General features: G+C 69.2%; 18 protein-coding genes and 1 riboswitch. Of the genes, 15 read left to right on the plus strand and 3 right to left on the minus strand.

Translation table 11 applies throughout. From position 1 onward, the window contains the following. Positions 1-56 precede the first annotated feature (56 nt). A riboswitch (glycine riboswitch) is annotated at positions 57-145 on the minus strand. A 270-nt stretch (positions 146-415) separates the two neighbouring features. The 13 genes from OED52_RS10050 (at position 416) to OED52_RS10110 (ending at position 13,354) form a co-directional block, all read left to right on the plus strand. Next, positions 416-1,909, plus strand: coding sequence for a class I adenylate-forming enzyme family protein (locus OED52_RS10050; protein WP_264154478.1), 1,494 nt, complete (start codon positions 416-418; stop codon positions 1,907-1,909). Between the two features lie 39 nt (positions 1,910-1,948). Then, entirely contained in the window at positions 1,949-2,992 is a 1,044-nt protein-coding gene (locus tag OED52_RS10055; protein WP_264154479.1) for an NADP-dependent oxidoreductase, read from the plus strand. A 106-nt stretch (positions 2,993-3,098) separates the two neighbouring features. Further along, entirely contained in the window at positions 3,099-3,863 is a 765-nt protein-coding gene (locus OED52_RS10060) for an SDR family NAD(P)-dependent oxidoreductase (protein ID WP_264154480.1), read from the plus strand. Positions 3,864-3,906: 43 nt separating this feature from the next. Then, positions 3,907-4,992 (plus strand): ABC transporter substrate-binding protein, encoded by a 1,086-nt coding sequence (locus tag OED52_RS10065; protein ID WP_264154481.1) that lies wholly within the window; start codon positions 3,907-3,909, stop codon positions 4,990-4,992. A gap of 29 nt (positions 4,993-5,021) precedes the next feature. Next, positions 5,022-5,849: a mycofactocin-coupled SDR family oxidoreductase gene (locus OED52_RS10070; RefSeq protein ID WP_264154482.1), complete on the plus strand. Its 828-nt coding sequence runs from the start codon at positions 5,022-5,024 to the stop codon at positions 5,847-5,849. After that, complete coding sequence (locus tag OED52_RS10075; protein WP_264154483.1) at positions 5,846-6,661, plus strand: SDR family NAD(P)-dependent oxidoreductase; 816 nt, start codon at positions 5,846-5,848, stop codon at positions 6,659-6,661. Before OED52_RS10070 ends, OED52_RS10075 begins: the two co-directional genes overlap by 4 nt. Before the next feature lie 25 nt (positions 6,662-6,686). Continuing rightward, positions 6,687-7,874, plus strand: a complete 1,188-nt coding sequence (locus OED52_RS10080) for a thiolase C-terminal domain-containing protein (RefSeq protein ID WP_264154484.1) — start codon at positions 6,687-6,689, stop codon at positions 7,872-7,874. Further along, positions 7,871-8,359 (plus strand): Zn-ribbon domain-containing OB-fold protein, encoded by a 489-nt coding sequence (locus OED52_RS10085; RefSeq protein ID WP_264154485.1) that lies wholly within the window; start codon positions 7,871-7,873, stop codon positions 8,357-8,359. Before OED52_RS10080 ends, OED52_RS10085 begins: the two co-directional genes overlap by 4 nt. Further along, positions 8,356-8,787 (plus strand): Zn-ribbon domain-containing OB-fold protein, encoded by a 432-nt coding sequence (locus OED52_RS10090; RefSeq protein ID WP_264154486.1) that lies wholly within the window; start codon positions 8,356-8,358, stop codon positions 8,785-8,787. The genes OED52_RS10085 and OED52_RS10090 overlap by 4 nt, the downstream gene beginning before the upstream one ends. Continuing rightward, entirely contained in the window at positions 8,784-9,926 is a 1,143-nt protein-coding gene (locus OED52_RS10095; protein ID WP_264154487.1) for a thiolase family protein, read from the plus strand. Before OED52_RS10090 ends, OED52_RS10095 begins: the two co-directional genes overlap by 4 nt. 47 nt (positions 9,927-9,973) lie before the next feature. Further along, positions 9,974-11,263, plus strand: coding sequence for an acyl-CoA dehydrogenase family protein (locus OED52_RS10100; RefSeq protein WP_264154488.1), 1,290 nt, complete (start codon positions 9,974-9,976; stop codon positions 11,261-11,263). Continuing rightward, positions 11,263-12,378 carry a phosphotransferase family protein gene (locus tag OED52_RS10105; protein ID WP_264154489.1) on the plus strand — a complete coding sequence of 372 codons (1,116 nt, stop codon included), beginning with the start codon at positions 11,263-11,265 and terminating at the stop codon, positions 12,376-12,378. Before OED52_RS10100 ends, OED52_RS10105 begins: the two co-directional genes overlap by 1 nt. Positions 12,379-12,460: 82 nt before the next feature. Further along, on the plus strand, positions 12,461-13,354 hold the full coding sequence (locus tag OED52_RS10110) for a TIGR03619 family F420-dependent LLM class oxidoreductase (protein ID WP_264154490.1): 894 nt from the start codon (positions 12,461-12,463) through the stop codon (positions 13,352-13,354). 88 nt (positions 13,355-13,442) lie between these two features. Here the strand turns inward: OED52_RS10110 and OED52_RS10115 are convergent, their stop codons facing one another. The 3 genes from OED52_RS10115 to OED52_RS10125 form a co-directional block, all read right to left on the minus strand. Next, positions 13,443-14,162: an SDR family NAD(P)-dependent oxidoreductase gene (locus tag OED52_RS10115; RefSeq protein WP_264154491.1), complete on the minus strand. Its 720-nt coding sequence runs from the start codon at positions 14,160-14,162 to the stop codon at positions 13,443-13,445. Between the two features lie 119 nt (positions 14,163-14,281). Continuing rightward, positions 14,282-15,514 (minus strand): MFS transporter, encoded by a 1,233-nt coding sequence (locus OED52_RS10120; RefSeq protein ID WP_264154492.1) that lies wholly within the window; start codon positions 15,512-15,514, stop codon positions 14,282-14,284. A gap of 122 nt (positions 15,515-15,636) precedes the next feature. Beyond that, positions 15,637-16,425 carry a FadR/GntR family transcriptional regulator gene (locus OED52_RS10125; RefSeq protein WP_264154493.1) on the minus strand — a complete coding sequence of 263 codons (789 nt, stop codon included), beginning with the start codon at positions 16,423-16,425 and terminating at the stop codon, positions 15,637-15,639. Positions 16,426-16,566: 141 nt separating this feature from the next. Here OED52_RS10125 and OED52_RS10130 point away from each other — a divergent pair, with 141 nt between their 5' ends. Next, positions 16,567-17,373: an SDR family NAD(P)-dependent oxidoreductase gene (locus tag OED52_RS10130; RefSeq protein ID WP_264154494.1), complete on the plus strand. Its 807-nt coding sequence runs from the start codon at positions 16,567-16,569 to the stop codon at positions 17,371-17,373. A gap of 199 nt (positions 17,374-17,572) precedes the next feature. Beyond that, positions 17,573-18,790: a CaiB/BaiF CoA transferase family protein gene (locus tag OED52_RS10135; protein WP_264154495.1), complete on the plus strand. Its 1,218-nt coding sequence runs from the start codon at positions 17,573-17,575 to the stop codon at positions 18,788-18,790. Positions 18,791-18,867 lie beyond the last annotated feature (77 nt).

Here is an 18,867-nt window from a genome sequence, read left to right on the forward strand (position 1 = left end):
GTGGATCCGCCTACACCGTCGGTGAACTCGAAATCGAGTTGCTTTCCAGAGGAGCCTCGCCGTCGGCGGTCTGGGGGCCTGAGAGATTCCCGGGGAGGTTGCTCCTTCGGCGCCCGCGCATGCGGGACTCTCCCGCCGCGGTTCGGTGGCTGTTCAGTTGTCGCGGTCAGTATGCCATGCCCTTCGGAACGGAGCGTCGTTGCCCTGAGGCATGGGGCGTGTCTCACATTCCTGCTGGTGAGAGGGCTGCCGAAAAACTTCTGCCGATACCTTCACAAATATTGGCATAATTGCTATGGTGTGCATCACACGGTCTCGTGAGGGGTGTGGACGACATTCCGCATCCGGGGGGCACGAGGTCCGATCCCTTCGTCTCTTCTCGTACGGCACTAGGTATCTACAGACAGGTGGTCACATGGGCATCGGGATGGTTCTCGACATGGCGTCTGCCGCTACCCCCGGGCGGATCGCGACCGGTTCGCGACAGGGTGGCACGACCTATCGGCAACTCGACGAACTCGCCTCGCGGGGGGCGGGACTGATCGGCGAGCTCGGCGCGCGCCACCTCGTGTTCGTGGGGGTCAACGGGCCGGTGCTGCCGGTGTTGATGTTCTCCACCGCGCGAGCCGGTATCCCGTTGGCGCCGTTGAACTACCGCCTTCCGTCCCATCAGTTGCTCGAGTTGATCGACCGCTTGGGCGATCCGGTGGTGGTGGCGGACGCCGAATACGTCGACAAGCTCGCCGGATGCCGGCACCGCATCCTCTCGACCGACGAATTCCTCCGCCTCGCAGGCGAGACGGAACCTGTCGCGGGAGACCGCTCGGAGGACGAGGGCACCGCGGTCGTCCTGTTCACCTCCGGTACCACCTCGGCCCCCAAGGGTGTGCTGCTCCGGCACCGCAACCTGCTGTCGTACCTGATCAACACCGTCGAATTCGGTTCCGCTGCAGAGGAACAGGCTGCATTGGTCAGTACGCCCCCCTATCACATCGCCGGTCTCGGTGCCGTGCTGAGCAACGTCTACTCGGGTCGGCGCATGGTGTATCTCCCCGACTTCACCCCGCAGGGCTGGCTCGACGTCGTCCGGCGCGAAGGGGTCACCAGTGCGATGGTCGTCCCCACCATGCTCGCGCGCATCGTCGACCACCTCGACGGTGCGCCCGCCGAGTGCCCCACACTCGAATCGCTCGCCTACGGAGGGGCGCGGATGCCGCAGCCCGTCCTCGAGCGGGCACTCGCGGCGTTCGGGAACACCGGCTTCGTCAACGCCTACGGACTGACCGAGACCAGTTCGACCATCGCGGTCCTCGGTCCCGAGGACCACCGTGAAGCCTTCGCGAACCCCGAACTGCGAGGACGTCTTTCGTCGACGGGACGGATCGTTCCCGGGGTCGAGGCCCAGATCCGGTCCGAGGACGGGACCCGGGTGCTCCCCGAGGGGGAGACGGGACTGCTGTGGGTACGTGGTGCCCAGGTCAGTGGGGAGTACATGGGCAACGGCTCGGTGCTCGACGAGGACGGTTGGTTCCCCACCCGCGACCGCGCCCGAATCGAGGACGGCTATCTCTACATCGGGGGCCGCGCGGACGACACCATCATCCGCGGGGGCGAGAACATCGCCCCGGCCGAGATCGAGGACGTGCTGGCCCATCACCCCCACGTCCGCGAGGTCGCGGTGATCGGCACCCCCGACGACGAGTGGGGTGAGCGGATCTGCGCCGTGATCGTCCCGTCGGTCGACGACCACGACGACCCCGAGGAGATCCGCACCTGGTGCCGCGCGCGTCTGCGCGGCTCGCGGACGCCGGACGATGTCGTCTTCGCCGACGACCTGCCCCGCACCCCCACGGGCAAGCTCGTGCGCCGCGACCTCGTGGAACAGATCACCGCGGGACTCGCGGGCTGACCCGCCCGGCAACGCCTTCCGCACAGAACAGGTTCTTCCGTGAGCACTCACCCCACCACCACGGCCACGCGACTCGAATGGGTCCTGCGTGCCCGCCCGAGCGGCCGGCCCCGGCCGAGCGACGTCGAACTGGTCGACTCCCCGCTCGCCGAGCGGGGCCCGGACCGGGTCCGTGTCCGCAACCTCGTCATGTCGGTCGAGCCGTACATGCGGGGCCGGATGGGCGGTGAGGCGACCTACGCGGAGCCCTACGCACTGGGGGAGCCGATGCTCGCACCGACCGTCGGGATCGTCACCGAGTCCGACGACCCGGCGCTCCCGGTCGGTGCCCACGTCCTCCACGATCTCGGCTGGCGCACCGAGGCCCTCGTCCCGGTGGCCGACTGTCGCCGCTTGCGGCACGCCGACCTGCCCGCCGCCGTGCACCTGAGCGTGCTGGGTATCCCCGGCATGACGGCCTGGGTGGGGATCGACCGGATCGCGCAGGTCCGTGCCGGGGACGTCGTGTTCGTCTCCTCCGCTGCCGGCGCGGTCGGTTCGACCGCCGTCCAGCTGGCGAAACGACGCGGCGCCGTGGTGATCGGCAGCGCCGGGTCGCCCGAGAAGGTCGCACTCGTGCGCGACCTCGGAGCGGACGCGGCGTTCGACCACCACGACGGGCCGGCGAAGGACCTGCTGCGCGAGGCCATGGCCGAGGCCGGGGTTACGGCCCTGGACGTGTACTTCGACAACGTCGGTGGCGAACAGCTCGAAGCGGCGATCCGGGTCCTGGCCGACCACGCCCGCATCGCCCTGTGCGGGATGATCAGCCTCTACAACTCCGCCGAGCCCGTGCCCGGCCCCCGCAACCTGCTCCGGCTGATCTGGCGCCGCGCCCGCATGGAGGGCTTCCTGCTGGCCGACCACCTCGACGCCCGCGAGGAGTTCGAGGACGAGATGGCCACCCTCGTGCGGGAAGGACACATCCGGCCCGTCCACACCGAGTTCCCCGGCGGCATCTCCGGAGCATGGGACGCCTTCGTCGGGATGCTCGACGGCACCGCCACCGGCAAGGCCCTCGTCCCCCTCGACCCCGCCACCTGATCCGCACCGGGACCGATCCCGACGTCGCGCCCGCGACGCCGGTGTCCCGCCGTACCTTCCCACCCCCGTCCGGCGCCCCGCGCCGACCACATCGACAGGAGCCCCCATGACCACGCATCCCCGTCCTCTCGAAGGAAAGGTCGCGCTCGTCACCGGCGGCAGCCGCGGTCTGGGCCGCGAGATGGTGCTTGCCTTCGCGCAGGCCGGAGCCGACGTCGTCATCGTCAGCCGCAAGGTCGACAGCTGCGAGAAACTCGCCGCGGAGGTCGCCGAGACCACCGGCCGCAAGGCTCTCCCGCTCGCTCTCCACGTCGGTGACTGGGACGCCCACGAACCCGTCGTCGACCGGGTCTACGACGAATTCGGCCACCTGGACGTCCTCGTCAACAACGCCGGGATGGCCCCGCTGTATCCGAGCCTCGACCAGGTCTCGGAGGAGCTGTTCGACAAGGTGATCGGCGTCAACCTCAAGGGCGCCTTCCGTCTGACCGCCCTCGTCGGACCGCGCATGGCGGCCGGCGACGGCGGATCCATCATCAACATCAGCTCGATCGCCTCCGAGCGGCCGATGACCACCGACCTGCCCTATGCGGCCGCCAAGGCCGGACTCAATACCCTCACCAAGGGGTTCGCGCAGGCCTACGGTCCCACGGTGCGGGTCAACACCATCATGGCCGGTGCGTTCCTCACCGACATCAGCAAGGCCTGGGACATGGACTCGGCCAACGAACTGTTCCGTGCCATGCCGCTCCAGCGTGCCGGTGACCCCAGCGAGATCGTCGGGGCTGCACTGTATCTCGCCGGACCCGGCTCCACCTACACCACCGGTGCAGTGATCCCCGTCGACGGCGGCCGCACCTCCACCCCCTGACCGATCCCGGCAACCCCACCGGACCGACGACCAGGAGCCCCACATGACCCCCATCAAGTCCCGGCGCACCTTCCTGTCCGCCCTGACCGCCGCCGCACTCGCTGCGACCCTCGCGGCCTGCGGCGGTAGCAGCAACGCCGACGACCGCATCACCGCCGACTCCGTCGGTGCCACCGGCCCGGCCGGTGACGAGGCGTGGCAGCAGATCGTCGAGGCTGCCCAGCAGGAGGGTGAGGTCACCATCTATTCCTCCAACGCCGCCGATGCTCTCGCCGAACTCGGACGCCGCTTCGAGGCCGACTACGGCATCCGCCTCAACGTGGTCCGAGATGTCGACGCGAACCTGCACCAGAAGATCGGTGCGGAGGCGGAGACGGGCAACCGTGTCGCCGACGTGATCACCCAGGCCAGCGTGCCCTGGGCCGTCGAGAACGGCGCGAACGGTGTCTTCGCCCAACCGGTCGGCCCCGCCTTCACCGACTCCGCGAGCGAATACGACGTCGCGACGTTGATGGACGACGACGGCTACTTCGTCACCAACGCCTCGGTGCTGACCTTCGGCTGGAACACCCAGCGTTACCCCGACGGCCTCGACAGCTACACCGACCTGCTCGATCCGTCCCTCGCCGACGGCAAGATCGGCATCGTCACCCCCACCTCGACCGCCCACGTCGACTTCTACGACAGCTATCTCGAACAGGTCGGGGGAGAGGGATTCCTCGAGAAGCTCTCCGCCCAGAAGCCGCGGATCTACCCCAGCGCACTGCCACTGGCTCAGGCCCTCGCCTCCGGTGAGATCGCCGTCGCCGCCTTCGTGCAGGACCAGAAGAGCGAACAGAAGACCGGTGCGCCCGTCGACTCGGCGTTCGGGGACGTCGTGTGGGGCGCACCCATGTACACCGCGATCCTCGCCGACGCCGTTCATCCCAACGCGGCACAGGTCCTCGCCAACTACATGATCACGCCCGCCGGCCAGGAGGCCGTCTCGTTCCGCAACGCCGCGGTGCTGCCGAACATCGCCTCGTCGGTCACCACCGTGGACAAGGTCGCCCCGCAGGACACCGAGGCGATGACGCCGGAAGCACTCGAGGACCTCAAGGCCCGCTTCGGTCGCCTGTTCAACCAGTAGCCCCGGATCGCCGGAGAAGGAGTCACCCCATGGGAAGAGTCGAAGGCAAGGTCGCGCTGATCACCGGCGCGGCCCGCGGCCAGGGACGCTCGCACGCCCTGCGTCTCGCCGAAGAAGGAGCCGACGTCGTCCTCCTCGACGTGTGCGCACCCATCGAATCGGTGCCGTATCCCCTCGCCACCGAGGACGATCTGAAGGAGACCGAGGCACTGGTCGCCGCGACCGGTCGCCGGGTGCTCTCCCGGATCGCCGACGTACGCGACCAGGCGCAGCTGGACGCCGCCGTGGCCGACGCGATCGGCACCTTCGGCCACATCGACATCGTCTGCGCCAACGCGGGCATCGTCGGTTTCCGGCCCACCTGGGAGCTGAGCGACGCCGAATGGCAGGACATGCTCGACGTCAACCTCACCGGTGTGTTCCACACCGTCCGGGCAGTCGTCCCCGAGATGATCCGGGCCGGTCGCGGCGGTTCCATCGTCATCACCAGTTCCATCCAGGCGATGCTCGGTTCGGCCAACATCGGGCACTACAACGCCTCCAAGAGCGGTGTCGTCGGCCTGATGCGCACCCTCGCCACCGAACTCGGGCCGCACGGGATCCGCGTCAACACCGTCAATCCCAGTGCCGTCGAGACCCCGATGCTGCACAACGACGCAACCTTCCGGATCTTCGCCCCCGATCTCGAGGCTCCCGGGCCGGACGATCTGTGGGAGCGCTCGAAGGGGCGCAATCCGATGGGCATCGGCTGGGTCGCCACTCAGGACATGACCAACGCCGTGTTGTTCCTGGCTTCCGACGAGGCACGATTCATCACCGGCGTGGCACTGCCGGTCGACGCAGGAGTTCGACTGTGACAACTCTGGACAACGAAACCCGTCCCGACACCGCCCGAGGGCTGCGCCGCCTCGAAGGACGCCGCATCTTCGTCACCGGTGGCGGCAGCGGAATCGGGGAGGCCGTCGCCCACCGCCTCGCCGCCGAGGGCGCCCTGGTCGCCGTGACCGACGCACGGGGCGAGGCCGCCGAATCGGTCTCCGCCGCGGTCGCCGACACCGGCGCCCGTACCCTGGGTCTGCGCTGTGACGTCGGCGACGAGACCTCGGTGGAGGAAGCGATGGCCGCCTCGGTCGCCGAGTTCGGCGGCCTCGACGGGGTGGTGACGTGCGCCGGTGTCAACGGCACCGCGATGCTGCACGAGATGGACCTCGCCCACTGGGAACGCATCCTCCGGGTGAACCTCACGGGCACCTTCCTGCCGTTGCGCGCGGCGCTGCCGCACCTGCTCGAGGCCGGGGGCGGGTCGATCGTCACCGTCGGGTCGGTCGCCTCACTGGTGGCGACCAATCTGAACACCCCCGGTTACGACGCGTCCAAGGGCGGTGTCCTGCAGCTCACCAGGTCGATCGCCATGGGCTACGCCGACCGCAACATCCGCGCGAACTGCCTGTGCCCGGGCCTCGTCCGCACCGGGCTGCGGGTGAACTCGCAGGCGTTGCAGGGACCGGAACCGGAGCCGACCCGCAGCCGGGTCGTGGAGAACACCGCGCTCGGCCGCTCCGCGGATCCCGCGGAGATGGCGTCGGTGGTGGCCTTCCTGCTCTCCGACGACGCGTCCTTCGTGACCGGCGCGGCCATCGCCGCCGACGGTGGCCTGACCGCGAACTGACCCACTAGACAGAGGTGACCCACACATGTCCACCGACCCGACCTGGCGCAGGGATGCCTGTGCCATCGCAGGAATCGGGACCACCCGGTTCTCCAAGGATTCCGGCGTGTCCGTCACGGCGCTCGCCGTCGAGGCCGCCGCTGCGGCGCTCGAGGACGCCGGCCTGACCCCCGCCGACGTCGACGGCGTCGTCCGCAACGACATGGACCTGGTCTCGTGCGCGGCGCTCGCCGACGGCCTCGGCGTACCGCATCTGACCTACTGGGGCGAAGCGGGACCGGGTGGCTCCGGTCCGGCCGCGATGGTCGCCCAGGCCGTCGCCGCGATCATGAGCGGCCAGGCGACCACCGTCGTCGTCTTCCGCTCGCTCAACGGCCGCTCCGGCCGCCGTTTCGGTCTCTCCCCGGTCGTCACCCCCGAGGTGGGCGGCAACGAGACCTTCGAGGAGTTCTTCGGTCCCTACGGGCTGCTCTCGTCCGGCCAGTACTTCGCGCTCATGGCCCAGCGCTACATGACCGAGACCGGCCTGACCTCCGAACAGCTCGCGCAGATCGCGCTGGTGACCCGCAAGCGTGCCAACGCCAACCCGGCCGCCCAGATGTACGACCGGCCGATGACCCTCGACGACTACTTCGCCTCGCGGATGCTGTCGTCACCGCTGCGCCTGTTCGACTACTGCCTCGAGACCGACGGCGCCGCTGCGGTCGTCGTCACCACCACCGAACGCGCCAAGGACCTGCGCCAGCCCCCGGCGCTGATCCGCTCGGTCGCGATGTCGACCTGCCGGCACCCGCAGCCGGGTCTGATGTACCCGACGCTCATGCGCGAGAACATCACCGTGCTGCCCTCACGTGAATGCCAGGACACGCTCTACAGCCGTGCGGGGCTCGGGCCAGCAGACGTCGACGTCGCCCAGATCTACGACTGCTATTCGATCACCGCCCTCATCCAGCTCGAGGACTACGGCTTCTGCAAGCGCGGCGACACCGGGGACTTCCTCGCCGACGGCCAGATCGACCTGGGTGGGTCCATCCCGATCAACACCAGTGGAGGACACATGTCCGAGGGATACATCCACGGAATGAACCACGTCGTCGAAGGGGTGCGGCAGATCCGCGGCACCTCCACCAGTCAGGTCGAGGGCGCCGAGGTCTCCCTCGTCACCTCGGCCCCGCCGCCGGCGGCGTCCGCACTGCTCCTGGTGGCGGCATGAGCGCCGCGCCCGCCGCGACCGCGGCCACCCCCGATACCCCCCGACTCCGCCCGCTCGTCACCGAACGGGGCAGCGCCGGCTTCTTCTCCGCCGCCGCGCGGCGCCGCATCGAGATCCTCACCTGCGAGGACTGCGGCCGGCGTATCCACCTGCCGCGTCCGCGCTGTGTGCACTGCGGCAGCACGAACGTGTCGTGGACCCCGGCCCCGCACACCGGCACGGTCTACAGCCACACGGTCGTCGAACACCAGGTCCATCCGCTGTTCCCCGTGCCCTACACGGTGATCGTCGTCGACCTCGACGGCGAGGAGGACGGCGTACGCCTGATCGGCAACCTGCCCGGCCGTGCCGAGGTCACCGCCGGCACCCCCGTCCGCTGCACCTTCGAGGACCTCGGAGAGGACGCGGCCGGAAACCCTGTGGTCCTGCCCGTATGGGAGATCGATACCGAGCGCGCGAGCAGCGGAACCGAGGAGGACGCGTGACCACGACATCCACCCGCCCGATCGATCCGGTCCTGTTCGTCGACGACGATCCGAACGGCGCGCTGCGCGGTGCCCGTTGCGCCCGCTGCGCGACCGTCACCTTCCCGGTCCAGCACAGCTGCCCCCGTTGCGGGGCCGCGGAGATGAACCCCGAGGCACTGCCCACCGAAGGGGTGCTCTGGTCCTACACCGTGCAGTCCTTCGCCCCGAAGAAGCCGTTCCTGCACACCGAACCGTTCACCCCCTTCGGGGTCGGTTACATCGATCTCGGTGACGTGATCGTCGAGTCCCGGCTCACCGTGAACGATCCGGAGTCGCTGGAGATCGGGATGCCGATGCGGTTGTGCAGCATCGTCAACCACGTCGACGACGACGGCACCGAGGTCGTCACCTTCGCATTCGCACCGAGCAAGGAGGAGGCGGCATGAAGGTCGCGATCGTCGGTATCGGCATCCACAGGTTCGGCCGCACCGAGGGTGTGAGCGGTCTCGAACAGGGCGCCTACGCGGCCCGGCAGGCGATGGCCGACGCCGGAGTCGAGTTCAAGGACATCCAGTTCGCCTACGGCGGCAGCGATTCCGCGGGTAACGCAGACACCCTCGTGTCCACCCTGGGCCTGACGGGCCTGCCGTTCGTCAACGTGTCCAACGGATGCGCCACCGGTGGCAGCGCGCTGACCTCGGCGGTGAGCCGGATCCGTTCCGGCGAGTCCGATCTCGGCCTCGTCGTCGGGTTCGACAAGCATCCCCGCGGTGCGTTCAACCCTCGTCCCGAGGACAACGGGCTCGGCCGCTGGTACGGCGAGTCCGGGATGATGGTCACCACCCAGTTCTTCGCCATGAAGATCCAGCGGTACCTCGTCGAACACGGGCTGCCGAAGTCGCTGCTGGCGACGGTGGCCGCCAAGGCGTTCCGCAACGGCTCGCTCGCCCCGCACGCCTGGCGCCGCACCCCTCTGACCGAAGAGGAGATCGCCGGCGCGACGATGGTCAACGACCCGCTCACCCAGTACATGTTCTGCTCCCCGGCCGAGGGCGGGGTCGCGCTGGTGCTCGCCCGCGCCGACCACGCCCACCGTTACACCGACACCCCGGTCTTCCTCGAGGCCGCCGAGCTGCGGTCCCGGTTGTTCGGATCGTTCGAGGTGTTCAGCCCGTGGATCTCACCCGAACGGGCCGACGGGCCGACGGTGACCGCCTCCCGGGCCGCGTTCGAAGCCGCCGGGATCGACCCGAGCGACGTCGACGTGGCGCAGATCCAGGACACCGAGGCCGGCGCGGAGATCATGCACCTGGCCGAGACGGGTCTGTGCAAGCACGGCGAGCAGGAGACGCTCATCCGGTCCGGCGCCACCGAGATCGGTGGCTCGATCCCGGTCAACACAGACGGCGGGTGCCTCGCGAACGGAGAGCCGATCGGCGCGACCGGCCTGCGGCAGGTCTACGAGAACGTCGTGCAGCTGCGTGGCGCGGCGGGCGCCCGTCAGGTCCCGGGCGACCCCAAGGTCGGGTTCACCCATGTGTACGGGGCTCCGGGCATCAGCGCGTGCACGGTCCTCACCCGCTGACCCGTCCCACCGACGAGAACTTTCACCAACGCTAGGAGACGATCGACATGGCATGGGATTTCGAAACCGACCCGGAGTTCCAGGAGAAGCTGGACTGGGTGCAGACCTTCGTGAAGGAGGAGGTCGCCCCCGTCGACCGCGTCATCGAGCACGCGTGGGACGTCACCGATCCGACGCGCAACAAGCTCATCCGCCCGCTGCAGGACATCGTGCGGGAGAAGGGCCTGTGGGCGTGCCATCTCGGCCCGAAGCTCGGTGGCCCCGGTTACGGGCAGCTCAAGCTCGCGCTGCTCAACGAGATCCTCGGCGCCACCCACAGCGGCCCGGTCGTGTTCGGCTGTCAGGCACCGGATTCCGGCAACGCGGAGATCCTCGCGCACTACGGCACACCCGAACTGAAGGAACGCTACCTGCAGCCGCTCATCGACGGCGACATCGTCTCCTGCTACTCGATGACCGAACCCCAGGGCGGCTCGGACCCGACGAGCTTCGTCACCCGCGCCGTCCGCGACGGCGACCACTACGTCATCAACGGTGAGAAGTGGTTCTCCTCGCACGCCCGGTTCTCGTCGTTCCTCATCGTGATGGCCGTGACCGACCCCGACGCCCCGCGCACCAAGCGGGCGTCGATGTTCGTCGTCCCCATGGACACCCCGGGCATCGAGATCGTCCGGAACGTCAGCGTGTGGGGGCACCAGGAATCCGAGGGCACCCACGCGTACATCCGCTACACCGACGTGCGCGTGCCCGCCGACCACCTGCTCGGGGAGGAGGGCGAGGGCTTCGCCGTCGCCCAGACCCGGCTCGGCGGTGGCCGCATCCATCACGCGATGCGTACCGTCGGCCTGGTCAAGGCGTCGCTGGAGATGATGCTCGAACGCGCCGTGTCGCGGCAGACCCGCGGTCGCTCCCTCGCGGACATGCAGATGGTGCAGGACATGATCGCCGAATCGTGGGTCGATCTCGAACAGTTCCGCCTGCTCGTGCTGCAGACCGCCTGGAAGATCGACCGGCTCGACGACTACAAGAAGGTCATCGCCGACATCTCCGCCGTGAAGATGGTGATGCCGAAGGTCCTCAACAACGTCGTCTCCCGGGCGATCCAGCTGCACGGCTCACTCGGCATCTCCACCGAGATGCCGTTCGGCAAGTGGCTGCTCGAGAGCTACCACATGGGCCTGGCGGACGGCGCCACCGAGCTGCACAAGCAGCAGATCGCCAAGCAGCTGCTCAAGACCGCCACGCCGGCCGAGGGCCTGTTCCCGACCGGGCATCTGCTCGCGCAGAACGCCGCGGCGGAAGCGAAGTTCGGGCTGCCGGCGCTGGGGGTGCAGTGATGACCGACCTCGCAGCGCGGCCGCGCGCCGGGGAGGTGGAGGAGCCGCGCGTCGAGGTCGCGCCCGTGAGGCCGGGGGAGGAGCTGGACTGGGCTGCCCTCGAGGCCTACCTGCGCACCCACCTCGACGATCTCGACGGCGAGTTCTCGGTGCTGCAGTTCCCCCGCGGCTCGGCGAACCTGACCTACCGGGTGGCGTTCGGTGACCGCTTGCTCGTGGTGCGCCGTCCCCCCTTCGGGAAGATCGCGCGCGGCGCCCACGACATGGCCCGTGAGCATCGCGTCCTGTCGCGGCTGTACCGCGCGTACGACCGCGCCCCGCGGGCGCTGCTGCACTGTGCGGACACCTCCGTCGTCGGTGCGGAGTTCTTCGCCTCCGAGTACCGCGAGGGGGTCGTCGTGTGGGACGAGATCCCCGAGTCGATGGCACAGCATCCGGACGCCGGTCGGCGGATCGGGTTCGCCGTCGTCGATGCGCTCGCCGAACTGCACGCCGTCGATCCGGCGTCGTGTGATCTCGCGGATCTCGGCCGGCCGGAGGGATATCTGGAACGGCAGGTCGCGGGGTGGTCCTCGCGGTGGGAGGCCGTCGCCGAGTACGCCTCCGACCGGGAGGTCGCCGAGCTCGTGGAGGAGGTCGGCCGCCGGATCCGCGCGGACGTGCCCGGCAGCCAGCGGGCCGGCATCGTCCACAACGATTACAAGGTCGACAACTGCCAGTTCCCGCACGGTGATCCGGACCGGGTGAAGTCGGTGTTCGACTGGGACATGGCCACCACCGGTGACGTGCTCGTGGATCTGGGCACCCTGCTCAACTACTGGCCGGACCGGACGGTGGACCCGGACTCGGACGCGGCGTTCATCGTGGTGCCCGGCATGCACGCCCTCGACCTGCCGTCGCGGGCCGAGATCGTCGAGCGCTACACGGCCGGAAGCGATCTCGATCTGTCGCGCATCGACTGGTACGAGGCCTTCGGTTGCTGGAAGACCGTGGTCATCCTGCAGCAGCTCTACGCGCGGTTCGTGCGGGGGGAGACCACCGATCCGCGGATGGGCCAGCGTGGGGAACTCGTCGCGCCGCTCGCGCGCCGGGCTCTCGGCCTGCTGCCCGCCTGACCGTACACACCGACGGGGCACGTCCGGTGGCGCGAGCCGCCCGGCGTGCCCCGTCGTCGTTTCGCCACCACGAGGAGAGAACGTGCCCACTGTCGGACTGTGCACCTACGGCATCACCCCGCACGACGCGCTCGACCTGGCCCGCGCCGCGGACGAACTCGGATTCCACGCCCTGTGGCTCGGGGAGCACGTGCTGCACCCGATCTCGTACGGGAGCGCGCACCCGTCGACAGGCACCCGCCAGCACCATTCGGGGCCGATCGTCGACGACACCACCGAACTCACCGACCCGCTCGCCCTGCACGCCGCGATCGCGGCGTGCACGCAACGGCTGATGCTCGGCACAGCCGTCTACGTCACCGCCCTCCGGCACCCCCTGCACACGGCCCGTACGACGATCACCCTGCAGGAACTCAGCGGTGGACGGTTGCTGTTCGGGATCGGTTCGGGCTGGCTCGAGGAGGAGTTCACCGCCCTCGACGTGCCCTTCACCCGGCGGTTCGCCCGCACCGACGAGTGTGTGGAGATCCTGCGTAAGGCGTGGGGCGGCGAGTCGTTCGCCCACGAGGGTGCCCACTACCGGTTCGACGAGGTACGGCTGCACCCGCGGCCGGTGACGGTGCCGGTCGTCTACGGCGGCAACGGGCCTCGTGCCCTCGCCCGCGCAGCACGTCTCGGCGATGCGTGGATCTCCTCGGGCACACCGACCTTCGAGGAGGCGGTGGAGTTGGTGGGTACCCTGCGTCGGCACCGCCGGGAGATCGACGGCAATGCGGATTTCCCGTGCTATGTGCGTGTCGAGATCACCGAGGAGACGACGGCGTCGGATCTCCACCGTTACCGGGAGCACGGACTCGACGATCTGGTCGTGTGGGCCGACGCGGGTTGGAAGGGCGCCACCCTCGCGCAGCGGCGGGAGAATCTGGCGGCCCTGGCGGATCGGCTCGGGGTGCGGTCGCCGGCGACCGTGGGCTGAGCCGAACAGCACGAGACCCCGCGGCCGGGCGCGGAATCCGGAACCGCGGGGTCTCGTCGTCCGTCCCTGGGATCGGACGGCGGCGGGGTCAGCGGGCAGCGGTGCTGCCGGTGACCGGGACGAGAGCGCCGGTCACGGCGCGGGAGGCGTCGCTCAGGAGGAACGCGATGACCTCGGCGATGTCGGTGGGGCGCGCCCATGAGGAGGTGTCGGCGTCGGGCATGGCCTGTCGGTTCGCCGGGGTGTCGATCATGGACGGCACCAGGCCGTTGACGCGGATGGAGTCGGGGGCGTACTCCACGGCCATGCTCTGCACCAGCGCGGCGACGGCGGCCTTGGAGGCGATGTAGCCGGCGGCGCCGGGGAAGGGGCTCGTGGCAGCGGCCGACCCGATGCACACGATCGATCCGCCGCCGTGCCGGATGAGTTCGGGCAGCGCGGCCTGGGTGACGAGGTAGGCGATGCGCAGGTTGAGGGAGAGCTGGGCGTCGAGCACGTCGACGGGGGTCTCGTGCACGCGGCTGCCGGAGTGGAACCCGCCGACGAGGTTGACCAACCCCGTCATGGGACGGGAGTCGTCCTCGGCGGCAAGGGAGATCACGCGCTCGACGTCGTTCTCGTCGGACAGGTCGGCCTTGACGAGCAGGAGATCGGGGTGCGGGGTGAGCCGATCGACCTCGGCCTCGTCGTACCACGGGACGACCACACGGGCGCCGGTCGCGAGGAGACGTTCGGTGACGGCGGTGCCGAGACCGCCGGTGCCGCCGGTGACCACGACGGAGCCGGATCCGGGGGTGTGTTCACTCATGACGAAGCCTTTCGGTGCGGTGCTGGGAGCGACTCTCCTGCAGGAGAGTTCATGTCGGGTGGACATAAACATGCCCATATTTAGGATGGTTGTGAGTGTACCGCGGAAAGTGGCCCGCGTCACCCTTCGGTCGGCACCGGTTCGGAGGTGGGCTCCGTCCGGGTACGCCGCCGCGACGGCAGCAGTCGCCCGCCGAGTGCGAGAGCGCCCAGACCGAGGAACGCCGCGGCCGCGGTGGCTGCGAAGGGAACCCACGGCTCGGTGGTCTGGCCGAGCCATCCGGCCAGCCACGGCGCGCAGGCGCCACCACCGAAACGGACGAAACTGTAGCTCGCCGCGACGGTGGCGCCGTCCACCGTCGAGACGTGCATCCCGATCTCCGTCACCAATGCGTTGAGCAGGCCGACGAACAGGCCGGAGACGACGATGCAGGCCGTGACCACGGCCCGGTCGTCGACGAAGACCGCGACCAGGGCCAGGGTGGCGGCGAACGACACCAGTGCCGTGGCCACGGTGGGTACCGCCCCGACGGTCGACTGCAGTCGAGGTGCCAGAAGGACGGAGGCGCAGACCAGGCACAGGCCCCATCCGGAGAACACGAAACCGATTCGGGTCGACGAGTATCCGAGGACGAACGGGCCGTAGGAGAACAGCGTGAACAGACCGAGGTGGTAGAGCAGCGATACCACCGCCACCGAGAACAACCCCCGATGCGCGAGGGCGCGGAACGGGGCGGTGAGCGAGGTCGGAGCCGCCGGGCGCGGGGCGGGGGGCAGAATCGCCACCAGCACGACGAACGAGGCGACGACCAGCGCGGCCGATCCGAGGAAGGCCGCGCGCCACGAGATCTGCCCCAGCAGTCCACCGAGCAACGGGCCCGTGGCGATTCCCGCGCCCACCGCCGCCTCGTAGAACGTGATCGCCCGGGAACGCTCACCGGGCATCGCCGCCACGATCGCAGCCAGGGAGGTCGCGACGAACAGGGCATTCCCGAGACCCCAGCCGGCGCGGAAGCCGACGATCTGCCCGACCGTCCACGACAGGCTCGATCCGAGGGCGGCCAGCGCGATGACCGCCAGCCCGACCAGCAGGGTCGTGCGCATACCGATCCGGCTGGAGATCCAGCCGGTGGCCACCATCGCCAGTCCCATCACCGCCATGTAACTGGTGAACAGCAGGGACACCTGGGCCGGTGACCCACCGAGTTCGAGGGCCAGGGTCGGGAGGATGGGGCTCACCACTCCGATGCCCATGAACACGCCGACGGTGGCGAAGGCGACCGCCAGACCGGCGCGGGGGAGAGGGGAGCGACCGCGCGAACGGTCACGGCGGATGACAGGTTTCGATGACACGCAGGTCTCCGGCTGGGTGCGACGACCTGCAGCGTCCGTCCGGCGGCCGCGGTGGCCGCCGGACGGACGATGTTCAGGTCACGGGTGGGGGACCCGGATGCCGATCGAACCGGAGGGAGTGGTCAGCGCCAGTCCACGCGTTCGTCCAGCATCCGGGGATTCACTGAGGAGAGGTTGTCCATCACGTCGCGCATGTGCTCGCGCGCGAGGCGGCGGGCGAGTTCGGGGTCGCCTGCGGCGATGGCGTCGTGGATCGCCTGGTGGGGACTCTCGAAGCTCTGACGTTCCTCCTCGCTCCACACCTGGGGATGTGCCTCGAGCATCCGATCGGTGTAGATGTGGGCGAGCGCGGAGCCCGTGAGAGTGAGGATGTAGTTGCCGGACAGCTCCCGCAGGGTCTCGTGGAACCCGACGGCGGCCTCGGTGACCTCCTCGTCCGTCATGTCCGTGGAGATGCGCTTGCCGGCCAGTGCGTCGAGGTCGACCTTCTCGCCGGCGGCGACACGGTCGGCGAGCATCGCGGCCGCGAGTCCTTCCATCTCGAGTGCCGCCTCGGCGACCTGGCGGAAGCTGACGCCCTTCGCCTGCAGATACATCGACAGGGTGTCCCCGAACTCGCTGCCCGACGGCTCGGAGACGATCGGGCCGCCGCCGAGTCCCTGCCGTACGGTCACCAGGCCCTGGGCCTCGAGCAGACGCAGTCCCTCTCGAACCGAGGCGCGTCCGACGCCGAAACGGCGGGCCATCTCGGATTCCGCCTCGAGGGCGGATCCGGGGGCGAGCTGCCGGTCGGCGATCTCCTTGGCCACCATCCGGGCCACGGTGCGCGAGACCTTCTCGTGCCGGGTCATCGCCACCGCGCGCCGGCGCGCCGCGGTGTCCGACTGCGAGCTCGTGATGTTGCGGGTCATGGTGTCCTCGTCGTTTCAAGCGGGTTCCCGCACTCGTCCGAGCGGGGTGAGCGTGCCGCCGAGTATAGGGATGGCGGCCCCTCGATGAGGCTACTTTACAAATATATGTATGTTTCGCGTGTTTGATGCTATACCACTCCTATGACCCAGAACACACCCACCTACGAATCGTTGGCGCACAACACGAACGCGCACCCCCTGTCCGGGCAGCACGTCCTGGTCACAGGCGGAAGCGAGGGTATCGGCTACGGCATCGCGGAACGTCTGCTCGACGCGGGCGGCACGCTCACCCTCGCCGCCCGGCGGCCGCAGGTGCTCGACGACGCGGTCGAACGGTTGCGGACCCGATGCGGCGACGCGGCGCGCGTGACGGGCGTCGTCGCCGACATCCGCGACGCGGACTCGATCGCCGCGATGTTCGACACGGCGCAGGACCGGAACGGGCCGCTGAACGTGCTCGTCGCCAATGCCGGCAGCGGTACCGTCGTTCCCTTCCTCGATCTCACCCGTCAGCAGTGGCAGGACTGCATCGACCTGAACCTGACGGGAACCTTCCTGTGCGTGCAGGCCGCGGCCCGCTCGATGGTCGACCGCGCAGGGGAGAACCGCTCGATCGTCGTGGTCTCGTCGATCCGGGCGCTCGGCGCGCGGCCCTCCCTCGTGCCCTACGGTACGGCGAAGGCGGGACTCAACCAGCTCGTGCGCCTGGCCGCGTACGAACTCGCCTCCACCGGCGTGCGCGTGAACGCCCTGTCTCCCGGTATCACCGCGACACCGCTCACGCAGGATCGCAACAGCCTCTTCGAGGAACGGGCCGCCACCGTGCCCATGGGCCGGGCGGGAACGCCGGCCGACATGGCTGCTGCGGCACTGTATCTCGCAAGTCCCGACTCGTCCTTCGTGACCGGGACGAATCTCGTGGTGGACGGCGGCGAATCGCTCTACTGAGGCCGACGGCGGGTGCTCGGGGGCACGCCCGAAAAAATTTGTGATGTACAACGCACAAAACATTGCTATAGTTACAGTGTTTTCAGCTCACGTCCGAGCATCCGCCGGATTCCTCACCCCGATCACGGAGTCGTCCGGCGCTCACTCCCATCCTGCGCGCGGCCCGTCGTGGCCGTGAGACGACGAAGGAGAACACTCGATGACCACGGTGATGAACGGGATCAAGGTCGTGGAGGTGGCGCTGTACGCGTTCGTCCCCTCGGCGGCCGCGATCCTCTCCGACTGGGGAGCCGACGTCGTGAAGGTCGAGCACTCCGATTTCGGGGACCCCACCCGATCCACCGCTGCGTGGGGCGTGCCCGCCGAGGTGGACGGCCTCGCAAGCCTCTTCGAGATCAACAACCGCGGAAAGCGTGCCGTCGCACTGGATATCGCGCACCCCGACGGGCGCGAAGTGCTCATGAAGCTCGTCGAGTCCGCCGACGTGTTCATGACCAACTTCCTGCCCGACGCCCGTGCCAAGCTGGGCATCGACGTCGACGACATCTTCGCGCGCAACCCCCGCATCGTGTACGCCCGCGGCACCGCCCAGGGTGTGGCTGGTCCCGAGAGCGACAAGGGTGGATTCGACGGCATCACCTACTGGGCGCGCTCCGGCGCGGCCGGATCCATCGCGCCGGACGACCTCGACTGGCCGGCCAACATGCCCGGCCCGGCCTTCGGTGACTCCCAGAGCGGCATGGCCCTCGCCGGTGGTATCGCCGCGGGCCTGTTCCACCGCGAGCGCACGGGCAAGGGCATCGTGGTCGACACCTCCCTGTTCTCGATGGGTGCCTGGGCCATGCAGGCGACCATCGCGGGCTGCCAGGTGATCGGCGCCGACGAACTGCCCTATCCCGATCGGAACAACCCCGTCAATCCGGTGTCGAACATCTACCGCACCAAGGACGGTCGCTACATCCATCTCGCGCTGCTGCAGAGTCAGAAGTTCTGGCCCGGCCTGTGCGAGGCGATCGGACTGTCCCACCTCATCGACGACCCGCGGTTCGCGACCTTCGAGGACCGGGCGCGCAACTCCCGTGAGTGCACGGCGATCCTGACCGAGTTGTTCGAGCAGCGCACCCTCGAGGAGTGGACCGACATCCTCGGCAAGCAGGAAGGTCAGTGGGACGTCTTCCGCAAGCCGATCGACGTGCTGTCCGATCCGCAGGCGCTGGCCAACGGGTTCGTGCGGACCGTGGAGTACGAGAACGGGCGCACCCTCGACATGGTCACGGCCCCGACCAGTTTCGACGGGCAGGCCCCCACGCTGACGCGGGCTCCCCGCCACGGTGAGCACACCGACGAGGTGCTCCTCGAGCACGGCCTGGACTGGGATCGCATCGTCGAACTCAAGATCTCCGGCGCGATCAAGTAGCGCCCTTCCCCGGCCGCGACCGGCCCGGTCGTCGCCCGCCTCCGCGCGCACCTGCGCGCCGACGGTTTCCGTTTCCC

It is taken from the genome of Rhodococcus sp. Z13 (assembly GCF_025837095.1).
Lineage (GTDB): Bacteria > Actinomycetota > Actinomycetes > Mycobacteriales > Mycobacteriaceae > Rhodococcus > Rhodococcus sacchari.